At 69.3% G+C, this 25,980-nt stretch carries 27 protein-coding genes and 1 tRNA gene; 8 read left to right on the forward strand and 20 right to left on the reverse strand.

From position 1 onward, the window contains the following. Positions 1-21: 21 nt before the first annotated feature. Positions 22-1,113, reverse strand: a complete 1,092-nt coding sequence (locus ACWIBS_RS03220; protein ID WP_376125278.1) for a substrate-binding domain-containing protein — start codon at positions 1,111-1,113, stop codon at positions 22-24. A gap of 193 nt (positions 1,114-1,306) precedes the next feature. Between ACWIBS_RS03220 and ACWIBS_RS03225 the strand changes: the two genes are divergently transcribed. Beyond that, positions 1,307-2,056 (forward strand): GntR family transcriptional regulator, encoded by a 750-nt coding sequence (locus ACWIBS_RS03225; protein ID WP_376125276.1) that lies wholly within the window; start codon positions 1,307-1,309, stop codon positions 2,054-2,056. Between the two features lie 4 nt (positions 2,057-2,060). Here ACWIBS_RS03225 and ACWIBS_RS03230 read toward each other — a convergent pair whose 3' ends face one another. Next, positions 2,061-2,957 carry a LysR family transcriptional regulator ArgP gene (locus ACWIBS_RS03230; protein WP_376125273.1) on the reverse strand — a complete coding sequence of 299 codons (897 nt, stop codon included), beginning with the start codon at positions 2,955-2,957 and terminating at the stop codon, positions 2,061-2,063. Between the two features lie 27 nt (positions 2,958-2,984). On the opposite strand from ACWIBS_RS03230, the gene ACWIBS_RS03235 reads away from it, so the two are divergent. Then, positions 2,985-3,665 carry a LysE/ArgO family amino acid transporter gene (locus ACWIBS_RS03235; RefSeq protein ID WP_376125270.1) on the forward strand — a complete coding sequence of 227 codons (681 nt, stop codon included), beginning with the start codon at positions 2,985-2,987 and terminating at the stop codon, positions 3,663-3,665. 44 nt (positions 3,666-3,709) lie between these two features. Further along, the gene (locus tag ACWIBS_RS03240) at positions 3,710-3,985 is read left to right on the forward strand and encodes an acylphosphatase (protein WP_376125269.1); all 276 of its coding nucleotides are present in this window, start codon (positions 3,710-3,712) and stop codon (positions 3,983-3,985) included. 7 nt (positions 3,986-3,992) lie between these two features. Here the strand turns inward: ACWIBS_RS03240 and ACWIBS_RS03245 are convergent, their stop codons facing one another. From ACWIBS_RS03245 to gabT, 10 genes are all read right to left on the reverse strand, one after another. After that, positions 3,993-5,039 (reverse strand): NAD(P)H-dependent flavin oxidoreductase, encoded by a 1,047-nt coding sequence (locus ACWIBS_RS03245; RefSeq protein ID WP_376125266.1) that lies wholly within the window; start codon positions 5,037-5,039, stop codon positions 3,993-3,995. A 104-nt stretch (positions 5,040-5,143) separates the two neighbouring features. Then, positions 5,144-5,833: a 50S ribosomal protein L1 gene (gene rplA, locus ACWIBS_RS03250; protein ID WP_376125264.1), complete on the reverse strand. Its 690-nt coding sequence runs from the start codon at positions 5,831-5,833 to the stop codon at positions 5,144-5,146. A gap of 11 nt (positions 5,834-5,844) precedes the next feature. Then, complete coding sequence (rplK, locus tag ACWIBS_RS03255; protein ID WP_376125262.1) at positions 5,845-6,276, reverse strand: 50S ribosomal protein L11; 432 nt, start codon at positions 6,274-6,276, stop codon at positions 5,845-5,847. A 164-nt stretch (positions 6,277-6,440) separates the two neighbouring features. Next, positions 6,441-7,577, reverse strand: a complete 1,137-nt coding sequence (gene nusG / locus ACWIBS_RS03260) for a transcription termination/antitermination protein NusG (protein WP_376125259.1) — start codon at positions 7,575-7,577, stop codon at positions 6,441-6,443. Positions 7,578-7,635: 58 nt separating this feature from the next. Next, complete coding sequence (gene secE, locus ACWIBS_RS03265) at positions 7,636-7,899, reverse strand: preprotein translocase subunit SecE (protein WP_376125258.1); 264 nt, start codon at positions 7,897-7,899, stop codon at positions 7,636-7,638. Positions 7,900-7,966: 67 nt separating this feature from the next. Beyond that, positions 7,967-8,039, reverse strand: a tRNA-Trp gene (locus ACWIBS_RS03270). Positions 8,040-8,184: 145 nt separating this feature from the next. After that, positions 8,185-8,622 (reverse strand): pyridoxamine 5'-phosphate oxidase family protein, encoded by a 438-nt coding sequence (locus ACWIBS_RS03275; RefSeq protein ID WP_376125256.1) that lies wholly within the window; start codon positions 8,620-8,622, stop codon positions 8,185-8,187. A gap of 218 nt (positions 8,623-8,840) precedes the next feature. Continuing rightward, entirely contained in the window at positions 8,841-10,205 is a 1,365-nt protein-coding gene (locus ACWIBS_RS03280; RefSeq protein WP_376125253.1) for an NAD-dependent succinate-semialdehyde dehydrogenase, read from the reverse strand. Positions 10,206-10,230: 25 nt separating this feature from the next. Then, positions 10,231-11,103 carry a universal stress protein gene (locus tag ACWIBS_RS03285; RefSeq protein ID WP_376125251.1) on the reverse strand — a complete coding sequence of 291 codons (873 nt, stop codon included), beginning with the start codon at positions 11,101-11,103 and terminating at the stop codon, positions 10,231-10,233. Positions 11,104-11,126: 23 nt separating this feature from the next. Further along, complete coding sequence (gene gabT, locus ACWIBS_RS03290) at positions 11,127-12,473, reverse strand: 4-aminobutyrate--2-oxoglutarate transaminase (RefSeq protein WP_376125249.1); 1,347 nt, start codon at positions 12,471-12,473, stop codon at positions 11,127-11,129. A gap of 93 nt (positions 12,474-12,566) precedes the next feature. Between gabT and ACWIBS_RS03295 the strand changes: the two genes are divergently transcribed. Then, complete coding sequence (locus ACWIBS_RS03295; RefSeq protein WP_376125246.1) at positions 12,567-14,087, forward strand: PucR family transcriptional regulator; 1,521 nt, start codon at positions 12,567-12,569, stop codon at positions 14,085-14,087. A 33-nt stretch (positions 14,088-14,120) separates the two neighbouring features. Here the strand turns inward: ACWIBS_RS03295 and ACWIBS_RS03300 are convergent, their stop codons facing one another. Beyond that, entirely contained in the window at positions 14,121-15,557 is a 1,437-nt protein-coding gene (locus ACWIBS_RS03300; protein ID WP_454136440.1) for a helix-turn-helix domain-containing protein, read from the reverse strand. Between the two features lie 239 nt (positions 15,558-15,796). Between ACWIBS_RS03300 and aceB the strand changes: the two genes are divergently transcribed. After that, positions 15,797-17,437 (forward strand): malate synthase A, encoded by a 1,641-nt coding sequence (gene aceB / locus ACWIBS_RS03305; protein ID WP_376125240.1) that lies wholly within the window; start codon positions 15,797-15,799, stop codon positions 17,435-17,437. 54 nt (positions 17,438-17,491) lie between these two features. Then, on the forward strand, positions 17,492-19,087 hold the full coding sequence (locus ACWIBS_RS03310) for an isocitrate lyase (RefSeq protein ID WP_376125238.1): 1,596 nt from the start codon (positions 17,492-17,494) through the stop codon (positions 19,085-19,087). A 99-nt stretch (positions 19,088-19,186) separates the two neighbouring features. Here ACWIBS_RS03310 and ACWIBS_RS03315 read toward each other — a convergent pair whose 3' ends face one another. Continuing rightward, positions 19,187-19,633, reverse strand: a complete 447-nt coding sequence (locus ACWIBS_RS03315) for a type II toxin-antitoxin system VapC family toxin (protein WP_376125235.1) — start codon at positions 19,631-19,633, stop codon at positions 19,187-19,189. Next, positions 19,630-19,884, reverse strand: a complete 255-nt coding sequence (locus ACWIBS_RS03320) for an antitoxin (protein ID WP_376125233.1) — start codon at positions 19,882-19,884, stop codon at positions 19,630-19,632. Before ACWIBS_RS03320 ends, ACWIBS_RS03315 begins: the two co-directional genes overlap by 4 nt. Before the next feature lie 152 nt (positions 19,885-20,036). Here ACWIBS_RS03320 and ACWIBS_RS03325 point away from each other — a divergent pair, with 152 nt between their 5' ends. Beyond that, on the forward strand, positions 20,037-21,239 hold the full coding sequence (locus ACWIBS_RS03325; RefSeq protein WP_376125230.1) for a pyridoxal phosphate-dependent aminotransferase: 1,203 nt from the start codon (positions 20,037-20,039) through the stop codon (positions 21,237-21,239). 59 nt (positions 21,240-21,298) lie between these two features. Next, positions 21,299-22,051 (forward strand): hypothetical protein, encoded by a 753-nt coding sequence (locus ACWIBS_RS03330; protein ID WP_376125228.1) that lies wholly within the window; start codon positions 21,299-21,301, stop codon positions 22,049-22,051. Between the two features lie 54 nt (positions 22,052-22,105). Here the strand turns inward: ACWIBS_RS03330 and ACWIBS_RS03335 are convergent, their stop codons facing one another. From ACWIBS_RS03335 to ACWIBS_RS03355, 5 genes are all read right to left on the reverse strand, one after another. After that, entirely contained in the window at positions 22,106-23,581 is a 1,476-nt protein-coding gene (locus ACWIBS_RS03335; RefSeq protein WP_376125225.1) for a trypsin-like peptidase domain-containing protein, read from the reverse strand. Between the two features lie 109 nt (positions 23,582-23,690). Further along, the gene (locus tag ACWIBS_RS03340) at positions 23,691-23,840 is read right to left on the reverse strand and encodes a hypothetical protein (RefSeq protein WP_376125223.1); all 150 of its coding nucleotides are present in this window, start codon (positions 23,838-23,840) and stop codon (positions 23,691-23,693) included. A 134-nt stretch (positions 23,841-23,974) separates the two neighbouring features. After that, positions 23,975-25,111: a UDP-N-acetylmuramate dehydrogenase gene (locus ACWIBS_RS03345; protein ID WP_376125220.1), complete on the reverse strand. Its 1,137-nt coding sequence runs from the start codon at positions 25,109-25,111 to the stop codon at positions 23,975-23,977. Between the two features lie 4 nt (positions 25,112-25,115). After that, a complete protein-coding gene (locus tag ACWIBS_RS03350) occupies positions 25,116-25,520 on the reverse strand; it encodes a MaoC family dehydratase (protein WP_376125218.1) in 405 nt (134 codons plus the stop codon). Continuing rightward, positions 25,517-25,963 carry an FAS1-like dehydratase domain-containing protein gene (locus ACWIBS_RS03355; protein WP_376125216.1) on the reverse strand — a complete coding sequence of 149 codons (447 nt, stop codon included), beginning with the start codon at positions 25,961-25,963 and terminating at the stop codon, positions 25,517-25,519. Before ACWIBS_RS03355 ends, ACWIBS_RS03350 begins: the two co-directional genes overlap by 4 nt. Between the last annotated feature and the right edge of the window lie 17 nt (positions 25,964-25,980).

Below are 25,980 nucleotides of genomic sequence, written 5' to 3' on the forward strand. Positions count from 1 at the left end.
TTCGGACTGGTCGGCCGTCGACTACTTCTGCAGCGCCGGGGCTTCGACGCTCTCCCCGGCCGCGAGGGCTGCGAGGGCCGCTTCGATCGAGGCGTCGTCCCAGGCGTTGGCGGCGTACTCGTCGGTGCTGAGCTCGGCGACCCAGTAGTCCAGGTCCTCCTGCGCGATCTTCACGAGCGGCAGCACGACCTCGGCCGGAACCTCTTCGCCGCGCTCCTTCGCGAGGGCGACGTAGATCGCGGCGACGACCTGACCGGGATCGGTCAGCGCGGCGAACGAGCCGTTGTCGAGGCCGCTCTCCTGCCAGAAGGCCAGCGACTTGCCGTCGGTGTCGAAGACGACGACCGGCGCCTCACGGCCCGCCGACTCGAAGGCCTGCACGATGCCCATGCCGCCGATGCAGCCCGGGACGGCGGCGATCTCGGGCAGCGAGCCGATGATCCCGACGATCTCCTTCTGAGCCGTCGCCGAGTCGCAGAAGCCGTTGATCTCGGCAGCGACGGTCACATCGGGGTAGTCCGCGAGGATCTCCTGCTGGCGAGCGTGGAACGCCTCTTCGGGCTGAGAGCCCACGACACCGCGGTTGATGACGATGTTGCCGGTGCCGCCGATGGCCTCCAGCGCCGGCTCCAGCGAGTCGGCACCCCACTGGCCGTACTCGTTGCGCACGACGGTGCCGCAGCTGGTGTCCATGTCGGCGTCGAGGATGATGACGTTGATGCCTGCGCTGCAGGCTTCTTCGATGACCGGCACGAGCGCACTGGAGCTCGCCGGGATGACCATGAGCACATCCGGGTTCTGCAGCATGAGGCTGCGGATCTGCGAGGCCTGCTCGGTGGCGCTGTTTTCGCCCGGGGCGTTGACGACGGAGTACTCCGACACGACACCCTCGGCCTTGAGCTCTTCGGCGACGGTCTCGAACTTGTCAATGAGCGTCAGACGCCATCCGTTGACGAAGCCGTTCGACAGGGCGATCTTCAGCCCTTCGGGCTCGCCGCCGGCCGTCGTGTCGCCCGCGTCGCCCGTGCCGCCGGCGCAGCCGGCGATCAGCAGGGCAGCGGCTGCCGCTGCGGTCACCGCGGTGGCCGCGCGGCGGATTCCGGTGAACTTCATTGTCATTGCCTCCTGGTTTCGCTTCGTCGCGATATGACGAGCGCTCTGTATCTTGGCGCCAGGTCTGTCAACCTGTTACAACCAACCTGTCATGATGAGTTGGTGATGACTAACATAGGCATGAGCGAGGAAGCTGTCAATCGCGCGCGATACGCTCTCATCACTGCGCGTGCCGGATCGAAGGAGCCCCGCTATGCCGACACCTGCCACCTATGTCGCCCTCGACCGCGAAGCCGATATCCCGCTGTGGCAGCAGCTCGCTCGCGTCCTGCGCGAAGAGATCGAGCAGGGTCTGCTGCGGGCTGACCAGGCCCTCCCCTCCGAATCGGAGCTCATCGACCGCTACGCCGTGTCGCGAACGGTCGTGCGCGAGGCGCTCGCGGATCTCGTGCGCGGCGGGCTCATCTACAAGGTCCGCGCGCGCGGCTCCTTCGTCTCACCCCGGCGGCCCGACCTGAAGTTCATCGGGTCGATGACCGGGTCCTCCGATGACCTGTCCTCCACCGGACGCAGCGTCACGACCCGGGTCATCGACTTCGAGGTCGGGACCGCCGATGCGAGCGACGCCGAAGCACTCCGGATCACCGAAGGCTCTTCCGTCGTGCGCCTGCGACGACTGCGCAGCGTCGACGGCACCCCCTGGCTGCTCGTGGACACCGTGCTGCCATACGACCGCTTCCCCACTCTCGGTCGGGCGAACCTCGAGAACCGCTCGCTGTACGAGCACCTGCGGCGGCACTTCGGCGTGCAGCCGAGCGGTGCCGACCGATGGATCAGCGCCGTCATGCCCTCACCCGAAGACGCCGACCTGCTGCAGCTGGGGACGGGCCAGCCCGTGCTGTCGATCGAGTCGGTCGCGTGGGATGCCGACGGCGTGCCGTTCGAGAGGTACAGCGCCCTGCACCGCAGCGACGAGTCCCGGTTCTACGTCGGCATCCGGTAGCCGCTCACACGGTCGCGAGCACCCGCCGCCCCTCGGCCACGATCTCATCGGCGATCGCGCCGAGCAGCGGTGAGCGCAGGTTCCACTGCTGCCAGTGCAGCGTCACGTCGACGGGCGGGCCGCCGAGCGGCACGAGGTCGCCCGCGGCCAGCGGTCCGCGCGACTGGAACGTGGGCAGCAGCGCCCATCCGAGCCCGAGCAGCGTCGCCGCGGCGAAGTCGCTCGATGCCGGGACGTAATGCCGCGGCGGGGCGGCCGGAGCGACGCCCCGCGCCGCGAGCCACTGCGCCTGCAGGTCGTCTCGGCGGTCGAAGTCGATGAGGGGTGCGGCGGCCAGGGCCGCGGCATCCGGTCCGTCCGGAAACCACCGCTCGACGTACGCGGGGGTCGCGACGGCCTCGTAGCGCATGGCACCCAGCGTCGAGACGCGGCACCCCGCGACGGGCTCGGCGCGCGACGTGACAGCACCCATGACGGTGCCGGATTCGAGCAGGGCGGCCGTGAAGTCCTGATCGTCGCGGTGCAGATCGAACACGACGGGATGCCGCTGGGCCAGCCGCGCGAGCGGTTCGAGGAACCACGTCGCGAGCGAATCGGCGTTGACCGCGAGCGGCACCGAGGTGCGCACGTCGCCGTCGGGGTCGGCGCCCAGTGCGGCGATGGTGTCGTGCTCGAGCAGGGCGGCTTGACGTGCGAGCCGCACGACGGCGACGCCCGCCTCGGTCGGCCGCGCCGGCTTGGAGCGGATCAGCACCGTGCGCCCGAGCATCTCCTCGAGCGCCTTGATGCGCTGGCTGACGGCGGAGGGGCTGACGTGCAGTCGCCGCGCCGCGGCATCCAGCGTGCCTTCGTCGAGCACGACAGCGACGGTCTCGGCGAGCTCGAAGGGAATCCTCATCATCAGTCACACTAATGCTCCTGAAGAATCATGAGCTGGACTGAGCCGCGCGTCGGCCATAGCGTCGAAGACGTGCTCACCTCGATCCTCGCCGGCCTCGGCCTCGGTCTCTCCCTGATCATGGCGATCGGGGCGCAGAACCTCTTCGTGCTGCGGCAGGGGCTGCGTCGTGAGCATGTCTTCGTCGTCGCCGCGATCTGCGCCGTGTCGGATGCGACGCTCATCGTGCTCGGAGTCTCAGGTGTCGGCCTCGTGCTGCAGGCGGTTCCCTGGCTCGTCGACGTCGTGCGCTGGGCGGGCGCCGTCTTCCTCGTCGCCTATGGCCTCCTCGCGGCCAAGCGCGCCTGGCGCCCGAGCGGCGAAGCGTTCGTCGCGGCCGAGACCGAACGGCGCGACGGCCCGGGCACGATCACGACGCGCACGCGCCTGGCGCCCGTCGTGCTCACGACGCTCGCACTGACGTGGCTCAACCCGCACGTCTACCTCGACACGGTCTTCCTCCTCGGCTCGATCGCCAGCACCCACGGCGACGGCCGCTGGTGGTTCGCGTTCGGCGCCGTGCTCGCGAGCATCGTCTGGTTCTTCGGGCTCGCGTACGGCGCTCGCTTCCTCGGCCGCTGGCTGTCGACGCCCCGCGCCTGGCGCGTCGTCGATGCCGTCATCGCGGTCGTCATGATCGCGCTGGGCATCTCGCTCGTCCTCCCCCGCTGACCCACCCGCTGCGCGGATTCGAGGGCGTCCGGCACGATAGGGGGATGAAGCGTGTGCAGGTCGTTGTCCGCGGCACGGTCCAGGGGGTCGGCTACCGGTACACGATGCGCATGATCGCGAGGGACGCCGGCGTCTCGGGCTGGGTTCGCAATCGTCGCGACGGAAGCGTCGAGGCCGAGGTCGAGGGCGAGGACGCGCAGGTCGACGACGTGCTCGAGTGGATGGCGGAGGGACCGCCCGGCTCGCGCGTCGAGTCGGCCACCGTGACGGAGTCCGCACCCACGGGCGCGACCGGTTTCGAGGTGCGCGCGACCGCGTGAGCGGACGTCATCCCGGCACGCCGGCCGCGAGCTCGGCGAAGACCTCGTCGGCGCGCTCGCGCGTCGCCAGCGGCGCCCCCTGCCCCGCCCACAGCGACAGCAGGTCGCCGCCGTCGCGGCGTGCCGCCTCGGCGCGGAAGACGCCCGTGAGCCAGTTCTGCGCCGGGAATGGTGCGATGGCCCCCGAGGCTTCGATGTCGCGCATCGCACGATTGGGGATGCCGCGGGCGAGTCGGCCGCTCATCGCCCGGGTCAGCACGGTGTCCTCGGCCGCGGCTCGCGCGATCGCGCGCCGGTGCGCCTCGGTCGCGGCGGATTCGCGCGTGCGCAGGAACGCCGTGCCCACCTGCACCCCCGACGCGCCGAGCGCGAAGGCCGCCGCCACGCCGCGCCGGTCGGCGACGCCCCCGGCCGCGATGACGGGCACGCCCACCGCGTCGACGACCTGCGGCACGAGGGCGAACGTTCCCACGAGCGAGTTCTCGGCCGCACGCAGGAACGACACGCGGTGCCCCGCAGCCTCGGCCCCCGTCGCGACCACCGCATCGACGCCCGCCTCGTCGAGCGCGACGGCCTCGGCGACCGTCGTCGCCGTGCCGACGATTCGGATGCCGCGGCGATGCGCGGCACCCACGAGCTCCCGGCTCGGGGCGCCGTAGACGACGCTCACGACCGCGGGTGCGGCATCCATCACCGCCTGCACCTGGTCGGCGATGTCGGGCAGGAACCTCTCCGGGAGCGTCGGCGGCGCGACGCCGACGGCGTCGTAGAGCGGAGCGAGCGCAGCCAGCGCCGATGTGAGTTCGACATCGGCGGGCGTCACCTCGTCACCGGTGGGCAGCCACAGGTTGACCGCGAACGGCTTCGGGGTCGCGGCCTTCACCGCGGCGATCGTCTCGGTGATGCGGTCGGGCGCGTACCCGTAGAGACCGTAGGAGCCCAGGCCTCCCGCTTCGCTCACGGCGCCCGTGAGCGAGACCGACGACAGTCCGCCGAACGGGCCGAGCACGATCGGCACGTCGATTCCGAACAGGTCCTGCAGGCGGCGCGGCATGCCCTCGACGGTACTCCCCCACCGACGACGAAGGACCCCACCCACGGGTGAGGTCCTTCGTTCGGTTCCTGAGCCTGTGCTCGGTTCCTGAGCCTGTCGAAGGATCAGATGACGTTGACGTCCAGCGGGATGCCGGGGCCGAACGTGGTCGACACCGCACCCTTCTGGATGTAACGGCCCTTCGCGCTCGACGGCTTCAGACGCACGATCTCTTCGAGAGCGGCGTTGAGGTTCTCGTCGAGCTGCTCGGCCGTGAACGACGCCTTGCCGACGATGAAGTGCACGTTGGCGTGCTTGTCGACGCGGAACTCGATCTTGCCGCCCTTGATCTCCTCGACGGCCTTGGCCGCGTTGGGGGTCACGGTGCCGGTCTTCGGGTTCGGCATGAGGCCACGGGGACCGAGGACCTTTCCGAGGCGTCCGACCTGACCCATGAGCTCAGGGGTCGAGACGGCCGCATCGAAGTCGGTCCATCCGTCGGCGACCTTCGCGATGAGCTCGGCGCCGCCGACCTCATCAGCGCCCGCCGCGATCGCGGCCTCGGCGGCCGGACCCGTCGCGAAGACGATGACGCGGGCGGTCTTGCCCGTGCCGTGCGGCAGCATGACGGTGCCGCGCACCATCTGGTCGGCCTTGCGCGGGTCGACCGAGAGCTTGAGGGCGACCTCGACGGTGGAGTCGAACTTCGACGAGCCGGTCTCCTTCGCGAGAGCGACGGCCTCGGTCGGCGTGTAGAACGTGTCGGCGGCGATCTTCGCCGCGGCGGCCTTGTAGGCCTTGGACTTGTGTGCCATGTCTATTCCCCTCAGCCCTCGACCGTGATGCCCATGGAGCGAGCCGTGCCGGCGATGATCTTCATCGCGGCGTCGACATCGTTCGCGTTGAGGTCGGGCTGCTTGGTCTCGGCGATCTGGCGCACCTGATCCTTCGTGAGCTTGCCCACCTTGGCGGTGTGCGGCGTCGCCGATCCCTTGCCCACGCTGGCGGCCTTCTTGATGAGCTCTGCCGCGGGCGGGGTCTTCAGGATGAACGTGAAGCTGCGGTCCTCGTAGACGGTGATCTCCACGGGGATGACGTTGCCGCGCTGCGACTCGGTCGCGGCGTTGTACGCCTTGCAGAACTCCATGATGTTGACGCCGTGCTGACCGAGCGCGGGCCCGATCGGCGGCGCCGGGTTGGCTGCACCGGCGTTGATCTGAAGCTTGATCAGGCCGGTCACCTTCTTCTTCGGTGCCATTCTTCTTCCTTTCGATCGAATCGGATGCTGCTGCATCCGGTTCTCCCGCACATCCGGCCTTTCCGGAGTGCGGTGTCTTGTGGGTCTCGATACGGCGGCTGCGCCGCCTACTCGACCTTGCGCCGAGTCGCATCAACGCTGCTGCGCAGCATTGATCCGCCTCGCTACAACTTTGTGACCTGGTCGAACGAGAGCTCGACGGGGGTCTCACGCTCGAAGAGCGAGACGAGGACCGTGAGCTTGCCGCTCTCGGGCTTGATCTCGCTGATCGTGCCGGGAAGACCCGCGAACGAGCCCTCCTTGATCGTGATGGTTTCGCCGACCTCGAAGTCGACCTCGGCGGGGATGACGCGCGCCGCGGCGCCGCCGGCCTGCTTCGTGGCGGCCCCGCCCTTGGCGGGAGCGACGTCCTTGATCTCGACGAGGCTCTTCAGCATGTTGAAGGCTTCTTCGAAGCGCAGCGGGGTGGGGTTGTGCGCGTTGCCCACGAACCCGGTCACGCCCGGCGTGTGACGCACGACCGACCAGGTGTCCTCGTTGAGCTCCATGCGCACGAGCACGTAGCCGGGGATCCGGACGCGCGTGACCATCTTGCGCTGTCCGTTCTTGATCTCGACGACGTCCTCCATCGGGACCTCGATCTGGTAGATGTCTTCCTCGACCTCGAGCGTCGACTTGCGCTGCTCGATGTTGGCCTTCACCTTGCGCTCGAATCCGGCGTAGGAGTGGATGACGTACCACTTGCCCGGCAGGCTCCGCAGATCGGCGCGGAAGGCCTCGTACGGGTCCTCTTCCTCGGACTCGTCAGCGTCTTCGGACGCATCGGCGACCTCTGCGGCGTCAGCGGGCGAGACGCTCGCTTCGACCTCGTCGACGACCTCGGCCGCGGCGGCGACCTCGTCGACGACCGCGGGGTCGAGCACGGGCGCGTCTTCATCGCCGTTGACGTCGGGGCCGTCGTACGGCGCCACGTCGTCGGCGTGGTCGGCCTGGTACTCGGCCACCTCGTCGGCGATGGATTCGTTGAGGGCCTCTGCGGCGGCCTCGGCCTCTGCGGCCTCGTCGATGTTCAGGGCGTCGTTCACGATCGCGTCAGCCTCCGGGTCGTCGATGTCGATGTCGTCGTTGTCGGAGAGGTCTTCGCTGTTCGAGTCGTCCACGATGTGCAGTGCGACGTGCTCCGCGGGCTCGACCGAGCGCTCCTCTTCCGCGAGGACGTTGCCCTCCTGGGCTTCGTCGTCTTCAGAGGACTGCTCTGCGGCCGTAGCCCAGTCCACGTCGTCGTTAAATCTTTCAGACACTTCGTTAACTTCCATTCCGTGGGCGGATGCTGCGATCCTGCCCGCGTCGTGAATCAGCTCAGGCGGGGATGCCGAAGACGACCGTCGTGACCCAGACGAACAGCAGGTCGAGGCCGTAGACGAACGCCATCATGACGACGACGAACCCCAGCACCACCAGCGTGTACTTCAGCAGCTCCTGGCGAGTCGGCGTGACGACCTTGCGCAGTTCTGCGAACACCTGACGGATGAACAGCACGATGCGCGCGAAGGGGTTGAGCCTCTTCTCGCGTGATCCGCCGCTCGAAGCGACGATCTCGCCGCCCGGCTCGTCCTGCATCATCGATGTCACCTGATTTACCTTCCGTGTGTCAGAGCGTGTCGGCGCGACTGCCGACAGCGCTGACGCGCAGGGCGGACAGGAATCGAACCTGCAACCTGCGGTTTTGGAGACCGCTGCTCTGCCAATTGAGCTACCGCCCTAGAGACCCTGGGGATCTCAGGTTGCCTGCATGCGGTCGCCGCGACCATGTTCCGGGAAGCACCCGAAGCGCGGGCACGGCGAAAAAATGCAGACTTCAACTGCACCATCCAGTGTACGGCATGCCTTCCACGCCCGCGAACCGGATCAGTACTGCTGAACGCCGTATCGATCGGGCTCCTCGGCGCGTTCGAAGGCGCGCCCCGTGAGCGATGTCGCCGTGACGCGCACGTAGGTGTATTTCAGCGTCGGGATCCAGGGCGTCAGGCCGAGCCCGTCGGCGCGTTCGACCTCTGCCGACGTGTCGAGCACGTGCGCCCGGCCGCGCAGCACGACGCTCCAGGCATCCGTGTCGGTGTGATCGTCGACCTCGAAGAGCACTTCGTCGTTGGCGGTCAGCTCGAACAGCTTGCTGCCCTGCGCGGTGCGGAACAGCACGGCGTCGCCGTCGACGACGTAGTTGACCGGGAAGATGTCGATGACCTCACCCACGCGAGTGACGAGCCGCCCGAGCTCCTGCCCGCGCAGACGCTCCCAGCATTCGTCGTCGTTCAGGCGGACGACGGGATCTTTGCGTGCATCCATGACTCCATCCTGCCCCTTCCTCGCACCCCGCGATACCTCTCCCCCGCCCGGTTCGCCGCGGTGCTCGCCCCGCCCGCCCTGCCCGCCCCGCCGCCCTCGCCGCGATGTCGAGCCCGACCATTTCCGTCGAACCCGACATCGTCGACGTACGGCTCGACGGGATCGGTACGGTTCGGCGGGGTGCGGTGCTCCGGGGGCGAACGACCGGGACGCGACGGTCAGGGGCCGACGCGGATGAGCTTCTTGTTGACGAACTCGTCGGCGGCGAGCAGACCCATCTCGCGCGACGTTCCCGAGCGCTTGACGCCGCCGAAGGGCAGGCCGGCCTCGTCGGCGAGCACGAGGTTGACGTAGACCATGCCCGCCTCGATCCGGTCGGCGATGCGCGCCGCCTGCTCGCTGTCGGTCGTGAAGACGTAGGAGCCCAGCCCGTACGGGGTGTCGTTCGCGACGGCGACCGCCTCGTCCTCGCCCGAGACCTTGTAAACGACGCCGACCGGCCCGAAGAACTCTTCGCGGTAGGCATCCATGTCGCTCGTGACGCCGGTCAGGACGGTGCCGGGATAGTACGCGCCGTCGCGCGTGCCCCCTGTGACGAGCGTCGCACCCTGCGCGACGGCCCGCTCCACCTGCTCGGCGAGCCGCTCGGCCGCCGTGAGCGACGAGAGCGGACCGAGCACGGTGTCCTCGGCGAACGGGTCGCCGACCTGCGCGCCGCTCATCCGCTCGACGAACTTCTCGAGGAACCCGTCGTAGAGCTCCTGGTCGACGATGAAGCGCTTGGCGGCGTTGCAGGACTGGCCGTTGTTGTCGAGGCGCGCTTCGACCGCGGCATCCACCGTCGCGTCGAGGTCGTCGGTGGACAGCAGGATGAAGGGGTCCGAACCGCCGAGCTCGAGAGCGACCTTCTTCAGGTTGCGCCCCGCGATCTCGGCGACGGCGGAGCCGGCGCGCTCCGAGCCGGTCACCGAGACGCCCTGCACCCGGCGGTCGGCGATGACGGTGGCCGCCTGGTCGTTCGTCGCGTAGATGTTCGTATAGACGCCCTCGCCCATACCGGCATCCGCATAGATCTGCGCAATCGCGGCGGCCGACTCGGGGCACTGCGACGCGTGCTTGAGGAGGATCGTGTTTCCGACGACGATGTTCGGCGCCGCGAAGCGCGCGACCTGGTAGTACGGGAAGTTCCACGGCATGATGCCCAGCAGCACTCCGAGGGGCGTCCGACGGATGACGGCGGTGCCCTCCCCCTCGATGTCGACAGGCTGGTCACCCGTGATCTTGTCGACGTGGTCGGCGTAGTACTCGGTGATGTCGGCGGCGAAGTCGACCTCGCCCTCGGCGGCGGCGAGCGGCTTGCCCATCTCGCGCACGATGATCGCGGCGAGCTCGTCACGGCGCTCGCGGTGCAGCTCGGCGACCCGACGGATCCGCGCCGCACGCTCGGAGGCGGGAACATCGCGCCACGAACGATAGGCGGTGTCGGCCTGTGCGATGGCGGCATCCAGCGCATCATCGGTGATCGTCGGGTACGAGGCGAGGGTCTCACCGGTTGCGGGATTGACGACGGCGTAGTCGGTCATGGCATCTCTCCGATCGGGTGCGGGGTCACGGTCTGCTCTTCTTGCGGGTTCGGGGAACGACGATCATCGGCACCGGCAGCTCGCGCAGCATCTTCGCCGCCGTCGATCCGAGAAAGAGCCGTCGCGGTCGGGCGAGGCGACTGGAACCGACGACGGCGAGCTCGCCGGGCTCCCAGCTGAGGTGTTCGACGGCTTCTTCGATGCTGTCGCCGAGTCCCACGACGGCTTCGGCCTCGACGCCCCGGGGCAGCGTGCCGCGGGCGTGCACGAGCACCTCGTCGGCGTGATAGGCGGCGGATTCGAGGCTCGCGACACCGGCGGGGAGGTCGAGGGCGACGAGCGAGACGAGCCGCAGCTCCGCCTGCGTCGTGGCGGTGAGCGCGAGGCTCTCTTCGAGCAGCACGTCGGCGCCGGGCCGCAGGCCGATCGCCGCTGTGATCCGAGAGACGCCGAGCGCGGGGTCGATGCGGCGCGCCCCCTCGGGCGCCAGCATGACCGGCACGTCGGCCGAGTGCAGCAGCTCGGTCGCGACGGTGCCGAGGCGGTGACGCCCTCGCCGTCCGCCCGAGGCGGCACCGACGACGATGTGGGATGCCTCGAGTTCGTGCGCGGCCTCGAGCAATCCGGCCGCGAACGACTCCCCGTAGCGCACGTGCGTGTCGTGTTCGACGGCGCCGGCGAGTTTGTCGGGCACGGCGGCCAGCCACTCCTCGACCTGCTCCTCGAGGTGTCGGCGGTAGTTCGCAGCCGGCAGCGCGACGATGTGGCGGCTCTCATCGGGCAGCACGACGACGACATCGAGGGTCGCGCCGGTCGCCGCGGCGAAGCGCGTCCCCAGCGCGAGGGCGTCGGCCCCCGCATTCGTCGCCGCGTAGCCCACGACGACATGTCCGCTCACACCCGCACCTCCCCGATGATCGGTCACACGGCGCCGAGCGCCTCCGCCACGACGTCCAGCCCCTCGCGCAGAAGCGTATCGGGGATGGACAGCGGCGGAAGGAAGCGGATGACGTTGCCGTAGGTGCCGCACGTGAGCACGATGACACCGGCGGCGATGCAGGCTTTCGCGACGGCGGCCGTGAGCGCAGCATCCGGCTCGGCCGTGGCGGGGTCGACGAACTCGGCCGCGACCATCGCGCCGTGACCGCGCACGTCGCCGATCCGCGGATCGGCGGCCTGCAGTTCGGTCAGCCTGCCCTTCAGGATCTGCTCGACCTCACGGGCACGCGCGGGCAGATCATCCGACTCGAACACCTCGATCGCGGCGAGGGCCGCCGCGCACGCGACCGGGTTGCCGCCGTAGGTGCCGCCGAGGCCGCCCGAGTGCGCGGCATCCATGATGTCGGCCCGGCCCGTCACGGCGGCGAGAGGGAGTCCCCCCGCGATCCCCTTCGCCGTCGTGATCAGGTCGGGCACGATTCCGAACCGGGTGCTCGCGAACATCTCCCCCGTGCGGGCGAACCCGGTCTGGATCTCGTCGGCGATGAAGACGACGCCGTTCGCGCGGCACCAGTCCACGATCGCCGGAAGGAATCCGTCGGCGGGGACGATGAAGCCGCCTTCCCCCTGGATGGGCTCGATGATGACGGCGGCGAGATCACCGGCACCGACCTGCTTCTCGATGATCGAGATCGCCCGCTTCGCGGCATCCGCCCCGGAAAGACCGTCGCGATACGGATACGACAGCGGGGCGCGGTAGATCTCGCTCGCGAAAGGACCGAACCCGCTCTTGTAGGGCATCGCCTTCGCCGTGAGCGCCATCGTCAGGTTGGTGCGGCCGTGGTAGCCGTGGTCGAACGCGACGACGGCGTGCCTGCCGGTGAACTTGCGCGCGATCTTGACGGCGTTCTCGACCGCCTCCGCGCCGGAGTTGAACAGCGCGCTCTTCTTCGCGTGGTCGCCGGGGGTCACGCGGTTGAGCGCTTCGGCGACGGCGACGTACGACTCGTACGGCGAGATCATGAAGCACGTGTGACTGAACTGCGCGATCTGCGCCTGCACGGCCTCCACGACCTTCGGATGCGCGTTGCCGAGCGTCGTGACAGCGATGCCCGAGCCGAGGTCGATGAGCGAGTTGCCGTCGGCGTCGACGACGACGCCGCCGCCGGCCGCGACGGCTGAGATCGGCACCGTGTGCGCGACCCCCGCTGCGACCGCGGCGGACTTCCGCTCGAGCAGGCGCTGCGACTTCGGACCCGGGATGCTGGTGATCAGTCGGCGCTCCTGGACGAGGCCGGGTCCACCGAGCGGCGTAGGCGTGGGGATCATGCTCGCGAGCGTACGGGTGCCCCCGGGCAAAGACACGTGCCTACGTGTACTTTTTGGAAGGACAGCTATACGTCCCGTACAGGAGGAGTCGCCATGCCCGCCGTCGCGCCAGCGCCCACTGTGCGTGCGCTTCTCGCCCGCGGCGACCTGCAGCTCACGCTCATCACCGAAGCGGATTCCCCCGCGGCGCTGGACCGCGAAGTGCGCTGGGTGCACTCGAGTGATCTCGCCGACCCGACGCCGTTCCTCTCGGAGGGGCTCGTGCTGCTCACGACGGGCACCCAGTTCCAGGGCGAGGACGCGACCACCCCCGGCGCGTACGTCCAGCGCCTCGCGTCACGCAGCGTCGCGGGGCTCGGGTTCGGCACGGCGGTCGTGCGCGACGGCATCCCGCCCGATCTCTCCGACGCGTGTCGTGCGGCGGGGATCCCCCTCTTCGAAGTCCCCTACCGCACGCCGTTCATCGCCATCGCGCGCGCCAACGCCGAGGCGATCGCAGCGCAGACGTTCGAACGGCGCAGCTGGGCGCTCGCCGCCCAGCGTGCGATCTCGCTCGCGGCCCTGCGCCCGGACGGACTCGACCGGACGCTCGCGGAGCTCGCGCGGCAACTCGAGACGTGGGTCGGGCTGTTCGACGCGGCGGGCGAGCTCGTCCGCGAGCATCCCGCCGCCCTCGACGCCGAGACGGCAGCCTCGCTGCGCGACGAGGTCGACATCGTGCTGCGGCGTGCTGCCCGCGCGGGCTCCGCGCTCCAGATCGGGGCCACGGCGTTCACCCTGCAGACGCTCGGCCGCGGCGGAAGCCTGCGCGGCGTCATCGCGATCGCGGCGGGCGGGCTCGATCACGAGGGGCGCGGCGTCGTGACAGCGGTCATCGCGATGGCCGGCCTCGCGCTCGAGCAGCACGACGGCCTCGCGCGTGCGCGCAATGCGCTGCGCGCCGGACTCATCCAGATCCTGCTCACCGGCGACCCCGCCCTCGCGCGACGCATCGCGCACGAGCTGTGGGGTCCACTGCCGACGGCGCCCGTGCTGGTGGCGATCGCGGACGCCGTGGACAGCGGCGCGGCCGGGCTCACCGACTTCCTCGAGCTGCGCATCGACGAACGGCGCGGGTCGGTCTTCTTCGGCGGCAGTGACGACGGCCTCGTGATCGTGGTGCCCGCCGACGACCGTCGCATCCTCGACGATGTCGTGGCACGCTTCGACACGCAGCTGGGGGTGTCCGACCCCGTGGGCTACGACGCCTTTCACAGCGCGCTCGAACAGGCGCGCGTCGCCCGCGCGCGCGGGCGGGGACCGCTCACCGATTTCGCCGACGTCGCCCCGGCGGGGGTCTTGTCGGCGCTGTCCGCGGACGCGCACGTGCTCGCGGCCGCCGAGCTTGCGCCGCTCACGGATCATGACACAGAAGAGGGCACGCGCCTCGTCGAGACTCTCGCCGCGTGGCTGGACAACGACTGCTCCCACGAGGCATCCGCGCGGGCACTCGGGGTGCACCGGCACACGATCCGCACGCGGCTGGGCGTCATCGAGCAGATCCTCGGGCGCGATCTGACCTCGTTCGCGACCCGCGCCGAGCTGTGGGCTGCGCTGCGGGTGCGCGGCGGCTGACTCACGGCGTTCGCGAGCCTGTCCGCCGCCCGGTCAGCGCGGCGCGTGCGCCTCGAGGAACTCGTACACGTCGGTCGTGTCCACCCCCGGGAAGGCGCCGGTCGGCAGCGTCGCGAGCAGGGTCCGCGGTGTTCGCACGTTCGGCCACGAATGCTCGCGCCACGCCGACTCGAGCTCGGCGGGAGCGCGTCGGCAGCACGCCTCGACCGAGTGCGTCGACGTGCCGCGGTTCACGGTGTCGCGTCCGAGGAACCACTTCGTGTCATCGAACCGCACGCCCACCGACACGGAGTGCGCCCCCTCGCTCGACAGTTCGACGCGCGCCGTGCACCAGTAGGTGCCGTTGCCGGTATCGGTGTACTGGTAGTACGGATTGAAATGGTCGTCCTCGTCGAAGACGACGCGCGACGTCCACTTGCGGCAGCACATCTGCCCCTCGATCGAGCCGAGACGGTCGGTCGGGAAGTTGACGTCGTCGTTCTCGTACGCCTTCGTGATGGTGCCCGATTCGTGCACCTTGAGGAAGTGCACCGCGATGTCGAGGTGCATCGTCGCGAGGTTCGTGAACCGGTGCGCCGCCGTCTCGTACGACACCGAGTAGGCGTCGCGCAGATCCTCGATCGAGATCGCCCGGTCCTTCTTCGCCTCGCGCAGCGCGGGCACGACGTGCGCCTCGGGAATCAGCAGCGCTCCGGTCAGGTAGTTCGTCTCGACGCGCTGGCGCAGGAACTCGGCATACGAGGTGGGCTCGCGATGCCCGAGGATGCGGCTGGACAGCGCCTGCAGCACAGCGGTGCGCGGGTCGCCCTTCGCCGCGAGCCGGCTCGACAGATAGAGCCGCCCGTTCTTGATATCGGCGACGCTGCGGGTCGTCTGCGGCAGATCGGCGACGTAGTGCAGCGTGAACCCGAGGTGCGCCGCGATGTCCGACGCGGTGCGCTGCGTGAGGGGGCCGCCGGGGTGATCGACGGCATCCAGGATCCGCCGCGCATGCCCCTCGAGGTCGGCGAAGTAGTTGTTCTGCGTGCGCATGAGCTTGCGCAGCGCGACATTGGCGCGCCGAGCCTCTTCGGGGGTCGCGGCACGCTCGTCGCGCAGTCGTTCGATCTCGCCCTGCAGCGCGATCATCGCGGCGAGCGCCTCGGTGGGGATCGTCTTTCCGATGCGGAACGGCTCGATGCCGAGCGCCTGGAACGTGGACCCGCGCATGGCGCGCTCGAGGGAGATCTCGAGCGTCGCGCGCTCATCGAGAGGCTCTGACTCCAGGAGCGCGTCCAGCGTCGAGCCGAGCGCTCGGGCGATCGCGCGCAGCAGTGTGAGCTTGGGTTCACGACGACCGTTCTCGATCATCGACAGCTGACTGGGAGCACGGTCGACGGCCGTCGCGAGCTCGTCCAGCGTCATCCCGCGCTGCGTGCGCAGCTGCCGGATACGGCGGCCGATCGTGAGTGCATCCACATCCTCAGTCATATCGAGGATCGCATCCATATCGGCTCCTTCTGCCCGTGACGATGACCGGATTCTGTCACGAAAGCAGAAGTATGCGCAAAGTTCACAGCGGTATCCGTGGGTTCAGCCCCAGAAGTTCACCCAGAGTGGATGCCACGACCCACCGCCCGGCTTTCGCACAACGAAGCGCCATCCGTTCCCCACCTTCCACGTTCCGCACAGAGAGGCCAGGACCCATGACACCTGCGACCGCGACGCCGATGCGTACACACACCGCTTCGATCCCCGCCCAGACCCACGAACCCCAGATCGAGATCCTCGGCGCGATCCGCCCCCGCTACGACGAGATCCTCACCCCCGAGGCCATCGCCTTCCTCACCGAGCTGCACCTCCGCTTCTGCGGACGCCGCCACGACCGACTCGCCGACCGCATGCGCCGCCGGTTCGAGATCGGCAACGGGCACGACCCGCAGTTCCGCGACGACACCCGGCACATCCGCGAGGACGCGCAATGGCAGGTGGCCGGCGCGGGACCCGGCCTCGAGGACCGCCGCGTCGAGATCACCGGTCCGACCGACCCGAAGATGACGATCAATGCGCTGAACTCCGGCGCGAAGGTGTGGCTCGCCGACCAGGAGGATGCCACGAGCCCGACCTGGCGCAACGTCATCGAGGGTCAGCTGTCGCTGCGCGACGCGATTCGCGGCGACCTGTCGTTCACGAGCCCCGAGGGCAAGGTCTACGAGGTGACCGCCGAGCAGACGCCCACGATCGTGATGCGCCCGCGAGGCTGGCACCTGACCGAGAAGCACATCTCCTTCACCGACCGCGGCGGCCGGACACTGGCGGCCTCGGGGTCGCTCGTCGACTTCGGGCTGTACTTCTTCCACAACGCCCAGGCACTCATCGACGGCGGTCGTGGCCCCTACTTCTACATCGCGAAGCTCGAGTCGAGCGAAGAGGCGAAGCTGTGGGACGACGTCTTCACGTTCAGTGAGCAGTACGTGGGGCTTCCCCACGGCACGATTCGCGCCACGGTGCTCATCGAGACGCTGCCGGCCGCCTTCGAGATGGAGGAGATCCTCTTCGAGCTGCGCGACCACTGCGCGGGCCTCAACGCCGGCCGGTGGGACTACATCTTCTCGATCATCAAGAACTACCGCGGCCGCGGGGCGCGATTCGTCCTCCCCGACCGCAGCGAGGTCACGATGACCGTGCCGTTCATGCGGGCCTACACCGAGCTGCTGGTCAAGACGTGCCACAAGCGCGGGGCCTTCGCGATCGGCGGCATGAGCGCGTTCATCCCGAACCGGCGTGACCCCGAGGTGACAGCGCGCGCGTTCGAGAAGGTGGCCGCCGACAAGAAGCGCGAGGCCGGAGACGGCTTCGACGGCACGTGGGTGGCCCACCCCGATCTGATTCCCGTCGCGAGGGCCGAGTTCGACGCCGTGCTGGGCGATCGCCCCAACCAGATCGACCGTCAGCGCGACGACGTCGAGGTGCGAGCGGCCGACCTGATCGATGTGCACATCGGCCGGCCGGTGACGGCGGCGGGTGTGTACGGCAACGTCTCGGTCGCCATCCGCTACCTCGAGGCGTGGCTGCGCGGCCTCGGCGCCGTCGCGATCGACAACCTGATGGAGGATGCCGCGACCGCCGAGATCTCACGCTCGCAGGTGTGGCAGTGGATCCACCAGGACCGCACGACCGACGACGGCACGCCGATCACGCGCGACTACATCGAGGGGCTCATCACGCAGGTGCTGAGCGAGGTCGACAGGACCGGCGGGGACCGTTTCGACGATGCCGCCGCGATCTTCCGCGAGGTCGCGCTCGGCATCGACTTCCCGGCGTTCCTCACGCTCCCCGCGTACGCGAAGTACCTCAACGACAGCGAGTGAACCGCTTCCCCCACGGCTCCTTCGAGCCGACCGGCACACAGACCAAGGATTGACATGACCGCTTATCAGAACGACATCGCCGCCATTCAGGCACTGAAGGAACAGAACGGTTCCCGCTGGGATGCCGTGAACCCCGAGTACGTCGCCCGCATGCGGGCGCAGAACCGCTTCCGGACCGGCCTCGAGATCGCTCAGTACACGGCCGACATCATGCGCACGGACATGGCCGAGTACGACGCCGATTCGTCGCTCTACACTCAGTCCCTCGGCGTCTGGCACGGCTTCATCGGGCAGCAGAAGCTCATCTCGATCAAGAAGCACCTGAAGACCACGAACAAGCGCTACCTCTACCTGTCGGGCTGGATGGTCGCAGCGCTCCGGTCGGAGTTCGGCCCCCTTCCCGACCAGTCGATGCACGAGAAGACCTCGGTGCCGGCGCTCATCGAGGAGCTGTACACCTTCCTCCGGCAGGCGGACGCCCGTGAGCTCGACCTGCTCTTCACGAAGCTCGACGACGCCCGCGTCGCCGGCGACGAGACGGCGGTGGAGTTCATCCAGTCGCAGATCGACAACTACGAGACACACGTCGTGCCGATCATCGCCGACATCGATGCCGGCTTCGGCAACCCCGAGGCGACCTACCTGCTGGCGAAGAAGATGATCGAGGCGGGAGCCTGCGCCATCCAGATCGAGAATCAGGTCTCGGACGAGAAGCAGTGCGGCCACCAGGACGGCAAGGTCACGGTGCCGCACGACGACTTCATCGCGAAGCTCAACGCCGTGCGCTACGCGTTCCTCGAGCTCGGGATCGACAACGGCGTCATCGTCGCGCGCACCGACTCGCTCGGCGCCGGCCTCACGCAGAAGCTGGCCGTCTCGCACGCGCCGGGTGATCTCGGTGACCAGTACAACGCGTTCCTCGATGTCGAGCAGATCGACGCCGCGGACCTCGGCGACGGCGACGTCGTCATCAAGCGCGACGGCATGCTGCTGCGCCCCAAGCGCCTCGCCAGCAACCTGTACCAGTTCCGCGCCGGCACGGGCGAGGCCCGGTGCGTGCTCGACGGCATCACGTCGCTGCGCAACGGCGCCGACCTGCTGTGGATCGAGACCGAGAAGCCGCATGTCGAGCAGATCGCGGGCATGGTCGACGAGATCCGCAAGGAGATCCCGAACGCGAAGCTCGTCTACAACAACAGCCCGTCGTTCAACTGGACGCTCAACTTCCGCCAGCAGGCCTACGACCAGCTCGCGGAGCAGGGCGCGGACGTCTCGACCTACGACCGTGCCGACCTCATGAACGTGGTGTACGACGACACCGAGCTCGCCGGGCTCGCCGACGAGAAGATCCGCACCTTCCAGAAGGACGGCGCGGCGCGCGCCGGGATCTTCCACCACCTCATCACGCTGCCGACCTACCACACGGCCGCCCTGTCGACCGATGACCTGGCCAAGGGCTACTTCGGCGACGACGGCATGCTCGCCTACGTCCGGGGTGTGCAGCGCCGCGAGATCCGCGAGGGCATCGCCACCGTCAAGCACCAGAACATGGCGGGCAGCGACATCGGCGACAACCACAAGGAGTACTTCGCCGGGGATGCCGCTCTCAAGGCGGGCGGCACGAACAACACGATGAACCAGTTCGGCTGAGTCCATCCCCTGACAAGGCCCGGGTCTGGGAGATCCGGGCCTTCGTCGTGCCAGGAGGCCGCGCGCCACGGTGACGCAAGACGGTGCGACCGTCCTGCGTCAGCTGTCGCGCAGCGTCAGATCGTCGGGGCTGATCGCCCGGACGCCGTCGAAGCGAGTGAGATCGGTGTCGTACGTGACGACGCTCGCGCGGTTCTCGATGGCGAGTGCCGCCAGATGCGCATCATCGACGAGGTTCGCCGCGGTTCCGCGCGCAACGAGCAGACGCTCGAGGATCTCGGCGTGACGCGCGCCGGGATGGAGCACGTGAGCACTGGGAGCGGCCAGCCAGTCGTGAACCTGCGCCATCGCCTCCGACGCCGTCAGCGGAGACGGGAACACCCGAGGGTTCGTGGTCAGGCGCACGAACCCCAGCAGCGCGTTCCAGCTGAACCCGACATCGTCCGCACCGTCGAGTGCCGCATCGAGCCACGCAACGGATGCCCGGTGCTGCGCGCTGCGAGTGTCGACCGCGTACACGAGGACGTTGGTGTCGACGACCCTCATCGTCCGACCTGCAGGCGCCGCACCAGCTCGTCGTCTTCCATCTCTCCCAGCACGCGGTTCGCATGGACGAGATCGATCGCCGCTGCCCCGAGGTCGCGCGGCTTCGTGTACCCGCCCGCCCGCTTGGCTGCCGGTGTCGTCCCGACGCGAATCGCGTCATTGAGAGCACGCTTGAACGAGATGCCCCGCTGCGCCATGAGCCGGCGGATCGCGGCTTCTGTGTCGGCATCCAGGGTGACGGTCGTACGCACGATTGACAGCATAGCATCAGCAAGTCTGATGACAGGCTGCCATCTCGCACGCAGCCACGCCGCGCGAGGCGCCTGCGACACCGGGCGAATCTTCCCGATGATGCTGGATGTTCATCTCCCCAGAGGAATACCGGCCGACTACGCTCGTTGTCGTGACCGAACGCGCCCCCCTGTCCCGCAAGCTCAGTGCCATCGCCGAGTCCGCGACCCTCAAGGTCGACGCCAAGGCGAAGGCCCTCCAGGCCGCCGGCCGGCCCGTCATCTCGTACGCCGCCGGTGAGCCCGACTTCTCGACGCCGCCGTTCGTCGTCGAGGCCGCCGCCCACGCACTGCAGGATCCCGCGAACTACCGGTACACACCGGCGGTCGGGCTGCCCGTGCTGCGCGAGGCGATCGCGGCGAAGACGCTGCGCGACTCGGGCCTCGAGGTCGCCCCGTCGCAGGTCATCGTCACCAACGGCGGCAAGCAGGCGGTCTACCAGGCGTTCCAGGCGGTCGTGAATCCGGGCGACGAAGTCCTGCTGCCGGCGCCCTACTGGACGACGTACCCCGAGGTCATCGCGCTGGCCGGGGGCACCCCGGTCGAGGTCTTCGCCGGCGCCGATCAGGAGTACAAGGTCACCGTCGCGCAGCTCGAGGCGGCCCGCACCGACAAGACGACGGCGCTCGTGTTCGTCTCTCCGTCGAACCCGACCGGCTCGGTCTACACGGCGGAAGAGACCAAGGCGATCGGCGAGTGGGCGCTCGAGCACGGCATCTGGATCATCTCGGACGAGATCTACCAGAACCTCGTCTACGAAGGCGTTCGCGCGGTGTCGGTCGTCGAGGCCGTGCCAGAGGTCGCCGGTCAGACGATCCTCGTCAACGGCGTCGCGAAGACCTACGCCATGACCGGCTGGCGGGTGGGCTGGATGGTCGGTCCCGCCGATGCGATCAAGCTCGCCGCGAACCTGCAGTCGCACCTGTCGTCGAACGTGAACAACATCGCGCAGCGCGCGGCGCTCGCCGCCCTCACGGGCCCGCAGACCGAGGCGGAGGACTTCCGTCTCGCGTTCGACCGCCGCCGGAAGCTCATCGTGTCCGAACTCGCCGCGATCGACGGCGTCGAGGTGCCGACGCCGCTCGGCGCGTTCTACGTCTATCCCGACGTGCGCGGCCTGCTGGGCCGCGAGTGGCGTGGCACCCGCATCGACACGACGCTCGAGCTCGCTGATTTCATCCTCGACCAGGCCGAGGTCGCCGTCGTGCCCGGCGAGGCCTTCGGCCCCTCGGGCTACTTGCGCCTCTCGTATGCGCTCGGCGACGACGCGCTCCTCGAGGGAGTGCGGCGCCTGCAGGACCTGTTCGCCCAGTGATGAGCGCGGAGCCTCACCCGCGCTCCACCCTGATCCGCGCACGCCGAGCGGCCCTGCTCATGAGTGCAGGTCTGCTGTTGACGGGCTGCGGCGTCCTGACTTCCGGGCCCTCTCCCACATCGACCTACACGGACGCCGCGGGGGCGACGATCGTCGTCGACTGGACCGACTACCCCGCTCACGCCGGACAGGGCGGCGAAGCCATGCTCGGCGCGCCGGACCAGGACGGACTCGAGGAGCCCGCCAGAGAGCTCATCGAACAGCTCCGCACCGCCGTCGAGCAGGAATCCGGCCTCGCCCTCGTCCCGAGCGAGGCCGAGCAGTCATGGTTCGGCGATGATGACTGGCATCCGCAGACGGGCAACGGCTACGGCGGCGAATCGATGCTGACCACGGTCAACTGCTGCGAACTGCAGTCCGACGGCGTGCCTGCGCCTGCCCGCTGGGACGCCGTGATCGACGCCGCGAGTCGCGTGACGACCGACGCGGGCCTGGGGGCGTTCGTCCTGGACAGCGAGACGATGGACGCCGAGTATCGCGACCGATACTGCACCATCCCCGACGGCGGATGCTGGCACGTCTCAGCCAGCGTCTTCGACGGCTACCAGTGGGTGTATCTCACCATCCAGGACACGTCGCTCGATCCTTCGGGGGATGCCGCGGCGGAGGCGGAAGAGTTCGGCTGGCCGCTCGCGAGCATCGCCCTCGGGTACGGCGCGACGGTCGTGCGCGCGGGCGAGTCGGCGGATTTCGCCCGGGCGATGGAGCCTTTCCTCGGCCTCGAGCGCCCCGAACAAACGATGTCGGACTGACGCACGCACCGACGTCACCGCGACGTCCGGACCGACAGCGCCGCGGCCGCGACGCTACCGGATGAGCCGGTCCGTGACGGGAGACTCGTTGCCTGCCATGTCGAATCCGACGGCGCAGAACCGCAGCGGCAGGTCGGCCTCCGCCAGGAAGTACGACTGTCGCCGGTACGGCTGGTAGGCCTCGCGGTCGGCGCAGTCGGTCACGTCGGGCGGGCCGAAGAGCACGTGGATGTCGGCGATGTCGGGAATGTCGAAGAGCGGATCGACCATGACGTCGGTGTCGCCGAGACGCTCGATCGCGAGCTCGGGCCCGACCGTGGGCGGAACGGCGTCGATCGAGAAGATGAACCGGGCCGCGAGCGCCTCTTCGCCGGGGACGGTGGCGCACGCGAGCACGAACCCGTTCTCGACGGGCAGCGTGACGGGCACCACGACGGGGTCTTCGGCGCCCGCCGAGACCGCGTGACGCGCGGCGCCGGCATACGCCGACGCGTCCGTGCAGCGCGCCGCATCGCCGAGCGCGACGTCGGTGATGACGGCGACCTCGACATCGCTGTCGCTGCGCAGGGCGAGTTCCGGGGTCCGGCCCGCCCCGTCGGCGCCGTCGGGCGCGAAGATGCCGCCTCCCGCGATGTCCCACAGGGTCGACACTTCGAGGGGGCAGGCGCCGCCGAGTGCGAAGTCACCGTCGACGAAGCAGTCTCCGACACCGGCGACGTGCACGCCGTAGCTGGAATCGGGAACGAAGACGGCAGCGTCTCCGTCGATCTCGCACGGCTTGCCGAGGTAGCACGTGTCTCCGCGCTCGACCGGAATCCCCGTGTTCGTCGTGTTGATGAGCGAGACGATCTCGCCGTCGGCGATCAGCGGCGATCCCGACGAGCCGCCCCGCACACCGGGGCAGTCGGTGCGCTGTGCGGCCAGCCACAGCCAGGTGTGCTCGATGACGTCGACCGTGCTGCCCAGCGTGCAGGCACCGCGGCGCAGCACCCATTCGTCGTCGTCGACGTCGTCGGTCGGCGCGGCGATGTTGACGACGTCGCTGCCCACGTCACCTGGCGCGGACGCGATCGGCAGCGGCACGGCCCCTGCCTTCCGCAGATCGCCGAGGGTCGCGTCCAGGCGCACGATCGCGATGTCGGTGCCGCGCATCGAGGCGTATTCGACACGTTCGGCGGCGACGCGCAGCCGATCGGCGTCGGGGGTGTCGGCGGTCTGGAAGAAGGTCGCCTCGCCGAACGCCTCGTCGTCGATGACGGTGCGGTTCGCCGGGTCGCCGTCCAGGCCCGCGCAGTGTCCGTTGGTGATCAGGTATGCCGCGGCGTCGTCGACGCCCGTCTCGATGAGCGAGGCCGTGCACCGCGAGGCGAGCTCGATCGTCACGACGCCGCCGTAGTCGGCGAGCTCAGCCGACGTGACCGGCGCACCGAGAGCTCCGGTCGACGGGGTCGGCGCAGGGCTCTCCCCCGCCGCGCAGCCCGCCAGGAGCAACGCCGTGAGCGCGGTCGTCACCGCGAGAATCCGCTTCATCCCTGCCTCCTCGTCGCAGGCTAATGCATGCCGCGGTACGAGCCCGCGGCATGCATTGCGGGTGGCTCAGAGACGACGTCGCGCGGCAGGAATCGGCGCCCGTCGGCCTTCAGGCGCTCGCGCCGTCGCGGTGCGCGGCGTCCATCTCGGCCGACTGGAGCTGCAGGATCGCGAGCGCTTCGTGAACGGCGCCGATGCTCGTGTCGATGTCGCCGAAGTGGTGCAGGAAGCCGTTCGAGTCCCGGACGGAGACCGTCACGAGCGCACGCCCGTGGCGTGGCAGAGCCTTCGATTTCGTTGAGCGCGCGGGCATGTTCGCGATTCCCCTTCCGTGCTCTGCGAACCTATCGGCCGCGGCGCCGCGAAGCCCGGAAACACGCCGATCGGCGGGGGTCAGAGCTCGACGCCGATGAGCACGGGCTCGGGTTGGAGGATGAGTCCGAACTCGGACTGCACACGCCCCTGGATGAACCGGGCGAGCTGCGCGAGCTCGGCCGCTGTCGCGCCGCCGCGGTTCGTCAGGGCGAGCGCGTGCTTGCTCGACAGCGCGGCGCGGGACGGGCCGATGCGGAAGCCCTTGCCGAGCCCCGCATTCTCGATGAGCCAGGCGGCGCTGACCTTGACGGCGGACTCGTGCGCCGTCGGCGGCGGCACATACCCGTCGAACGAGGCGAGCGGGATGACCAGCACCGACTCCCGTTCGGGGGCGACCTCCCAGCGCGGGCATTCCGGGGGCAGGGTGCGCGCGAACGACGCCGACACGATCGCGTTCTGGAAGAACGAGCCGGCACTGCGGGTGTCGGGGTCCGCCTCGTCGAGCACCATTCCCTTGCGGGCACGAGTGGCCAGCACGTGGTCGCGGATCCAGGCCGACGACACCGCCTGCCCCTCGTCGAGCCCGAGCGCCGTGCGCAGCTGCGCACCCGCGATGGGGCGTTCCGTCGACCCCACCTCGGCGAGCTCCAGTGTCACCGCCAGGATGACGGCCGATCGGGCGGGCACGGAGCCGTAGTGCTGCTTCAGCACCGACGTGCGGAAGCCGAGTCCGAGCTCGGGCGCGGCGACCGTGCGCACCTCGCCGTCGGCCTCGTCGATCAGATCGACTTCGACGAGCGTCTGGACGATCTCCTGACCGTACGCGCCGATGTTCTGCACGGGGGCAGCGCCCACCGTGCCGGGAATCCCCGCCATCGCCTCGATGCCGGCGAGTCCGTGCGCGACGGCGTAGGCGACGAGGGCATCCCAATCGTGCCCGGCCTGCACCCGCAGCCGGACGTGCCCCGGTCGAGGCGACGGCAGCTGCTCGATGCCCTGCGTGAGCACGCGCACGACGGTGCCTTCGATGGGCTCGTCGCCGACGAACAGGTTCGACCCGCCGCCGAGCACGAGCCACGGCTCGTCGTTCGCCCACAGTCCGCGCAGGGCCGACACGAGCTCGTCGGTCGTGCGGGCGTCGATCATGCGTTCCGGCGCACCGCCGGTGCGCAGCGTCGTCAGCTGCGCCAGGGCGATGGGGGTGATGTCGGGCATCGTGTCAGGCCAGGCGCACGCGCACCTGCGCCTTGCCCAGGACGGTGGTCTCGCCGTGCGTCACGGTGAGGTCGATGCGTGCCGTCTCGTCGTCGACGGCGCCGACCTTCGCGACGATCGTGAGATCGGCGCCCGTGTCGGGGTCGACGACGACGGGGCGCGTGAAGCGCACGCCGTAGTCGAGGATGCGGCCGGGATCCCCGAGCCAGCCCGTGACCGTCTGCACCGCGACACCCATCGTGAGCATGCCGTGTGCGAGCACGCCCGGAAGACCCACCGAGGCAGCCACGTCGTCGCGGTAGTGGATGGGGTTGAAGTCGCCGGAGGCCCCCGCGTAGCGCACGAGCGACTCCCGCGTGAGATGTACGGAGCGCTCTGCGACGACGTCGCCCACGGACAGCGCGGTCATGCGTCCGCCCCCACCAGGAGCACGGACGTCGCCGTGACGACGTGGTCGCCGTCGGCATCCGTGATGGTCGCGTCGCTGGTGACCATCGCGTTCGCACCGAGTGTGCGGATGCCGGTGATCGCGAGCTGCGCCGTGAGCTCATCGCCCGCGACGATGGGGCGCGAGTAGGCGAATCGCTGCTCGGCGTGCAGGACGCGCGAGAGCTCGATGCCGGAGTCGGGCTCGGCGAGCAGCTGCTGCAGTGTGAGGTCCTGCACGACCATGGCGAACGTGGGGGGCGCGATGACGTCGGCGTAGCCGAGAGCCCGCGCGGCGGCCGGGTCGACGTAGGCTGCGTCGTCGGCGAAGACGGCACGAGCGAATTCGCGCACCTTCTCACGGCCCACGAGATACGGGGTGGTCGGCGGGAACTCTCGGCCGACGAGCTCGGGGTTCACTGGCACCGTCACATCCTATCGAG

The sequence above is a fragment of the Microbacterium sp. NPDC055442 genome (genome assembly GCF_053644215.1).

Excerpts from the sequence above, each read along its gene's own strand:
- ACWIBS_RS03220 (WP_376125278.1), bottom strand. The coding sequence starts at position 1,113 with ATGAAGTTCACCGGAATCCGCCGCGCGGCCACCGCGGTGACCGCAGCG.
- ACWIBS_RS03225 (WP_376125276.1), top strand. The coding sequence starts at position 1,307 with ATGCCGACACCTGCCACCTATGTCGCCCTCGACCGCGAAGCCGATATC.
- ACWIBS_RS03230 (WP_376125273.1), bottom strand. The coding sequence starts at position 2,957 with ATGATGAGGATTCCCTTCGAGCTCGCCGAGACCGTCGCTGTCGTGCTC.
- ACWIBS_RS03235 (WP_376125270.1), top strand. The coding sequence starts at position 2,985 with ATGAGCTGGACTGAGCCGCGCGTCGGCCATAGCGTCGAAGACGTGCTC.
- ACWIBS_RS03240 (WP_376125269.1), top strand. The coding sequence starts at position 3,710 with ATGAAGCGTGTGCAGGTCGTTGTCCGCGGCACGGTCCAGGGGGTCGGC.
- ACWIBS_RS03245 (WP_376125266.1), bottom strand. The coding sequence starts at position 5,039 with ATGCCGCGCCGCCTGCAGGACCTGTTCGGAATCGACGTGCCGATCGTG.
- rplA (WP_376125264.1), bottom strand. The coding sequence starts at position 5,833 with ATGGCACACAAGTCCAAGGCCTACAAGGCCGCCGCGGCGAAGATCGCC.
- rplK (WP_376125262.1), bottom strand. The coding sequence starts at position 6,276 with ATGGCACCGAAGAAGAAGGTGACCGGCCTGATCAAGCTTCAGATCAAC.
- secE (WP_376125258.1), bottom strand. The coding sequence starts at position 7,899 with ATGATGCAGGACGAGCCGGGCGGCGAGATCGTCGCTTCGAGCGGCGGA.
- ACWIBS_RS03275 (WP_376125256.1), bottom strand. The coding sequence starts at position 8,622 with ATGGATGCACGCAAAGATCCCGTCGTCCGCCTGAACGACGACGAATGC.
- ACWIBS_RS03280 (WP_376125253.1), bottom strand. The coding sequence starts at position 10,205 with ATGACCGACTACGCCGTCGTCAATCCCGCAACCGGTGAGACCCTCGCC.
- gabT (WP_376125249.1), bottom strand. The coding sequence starts at position 12,473 with ATGATCCCCACGCCTACGCCGCTCGGTGGACCCGGCCTCGTCCAGGAG.
- ACWIBS_RS03295 (WP_376125246.1), top strand. The coding sequence starts at position 12,567 with ATGCCCGCCGTCGCGCCAGCGCCCACTGTGCGTGCGCTTCTCGCCCGC.
- ACWIBS_RS03300 (WP_454136440.1), bottom strand. The coding sequence starts at position 15,557 with ATGACTGAGGATGTGGATGCACTCACGATCGGCCGCCGTATCCGGCAG.
- aceB (WP_376125240.1), top strand. The coding sequence starts at position 15,797 with ATGCGTACACACACCGCTTCGATCCCCGCCCAGACCCACGAACCCCAG.
- ACWIBS_RS03310 (WP_376125238.1), top strand. The coding sequence starts at position 17,492 with ATGACCGCTTATCAGAACGACATCGCCGCCATTCAGGCACTGAAGGAA.
- ACWIBS_RS03315 (WP_376125235.1), bottom strand. The coding sequence starts at position 19,633 with ATGAGGGTCGTCGACACCAACGTCCTCGTGTACGCGGTCGACACTCGC.
- ACWIBS_RS03330 (WP_376125228.1), top strand. The coding sequence starts at position 21,299 with ATGAGTGCAGGTCTGCTGTTGACGGGCTGCGGCGTCCTGACTTCCGGG.
- ACWIBS_RS03335 (WP_376125225.1), bottom strand. The coding sequence starts at position 23,581 with ATGAAGCGGATTCTCGCGGTGACGACCGCGCTCACGGCGTTGCTCCTG.
- ACWIBS_RS03345 (WP_376125220.1), bottom strand. The coding sequence starts at position 25,111 with ATGCCCGACATCACCCCCATCGCCCTGGCGCAGCTGACGACGCTGCGC.
- ACWIBS_RS03350 (WP_376125218.1), bottom strand. The coding sequence starts at position 25,520 with ATGACCGCGCTGTCCGTGGGCGACGTCGTCGCAGAGCGCTCCGTACAT.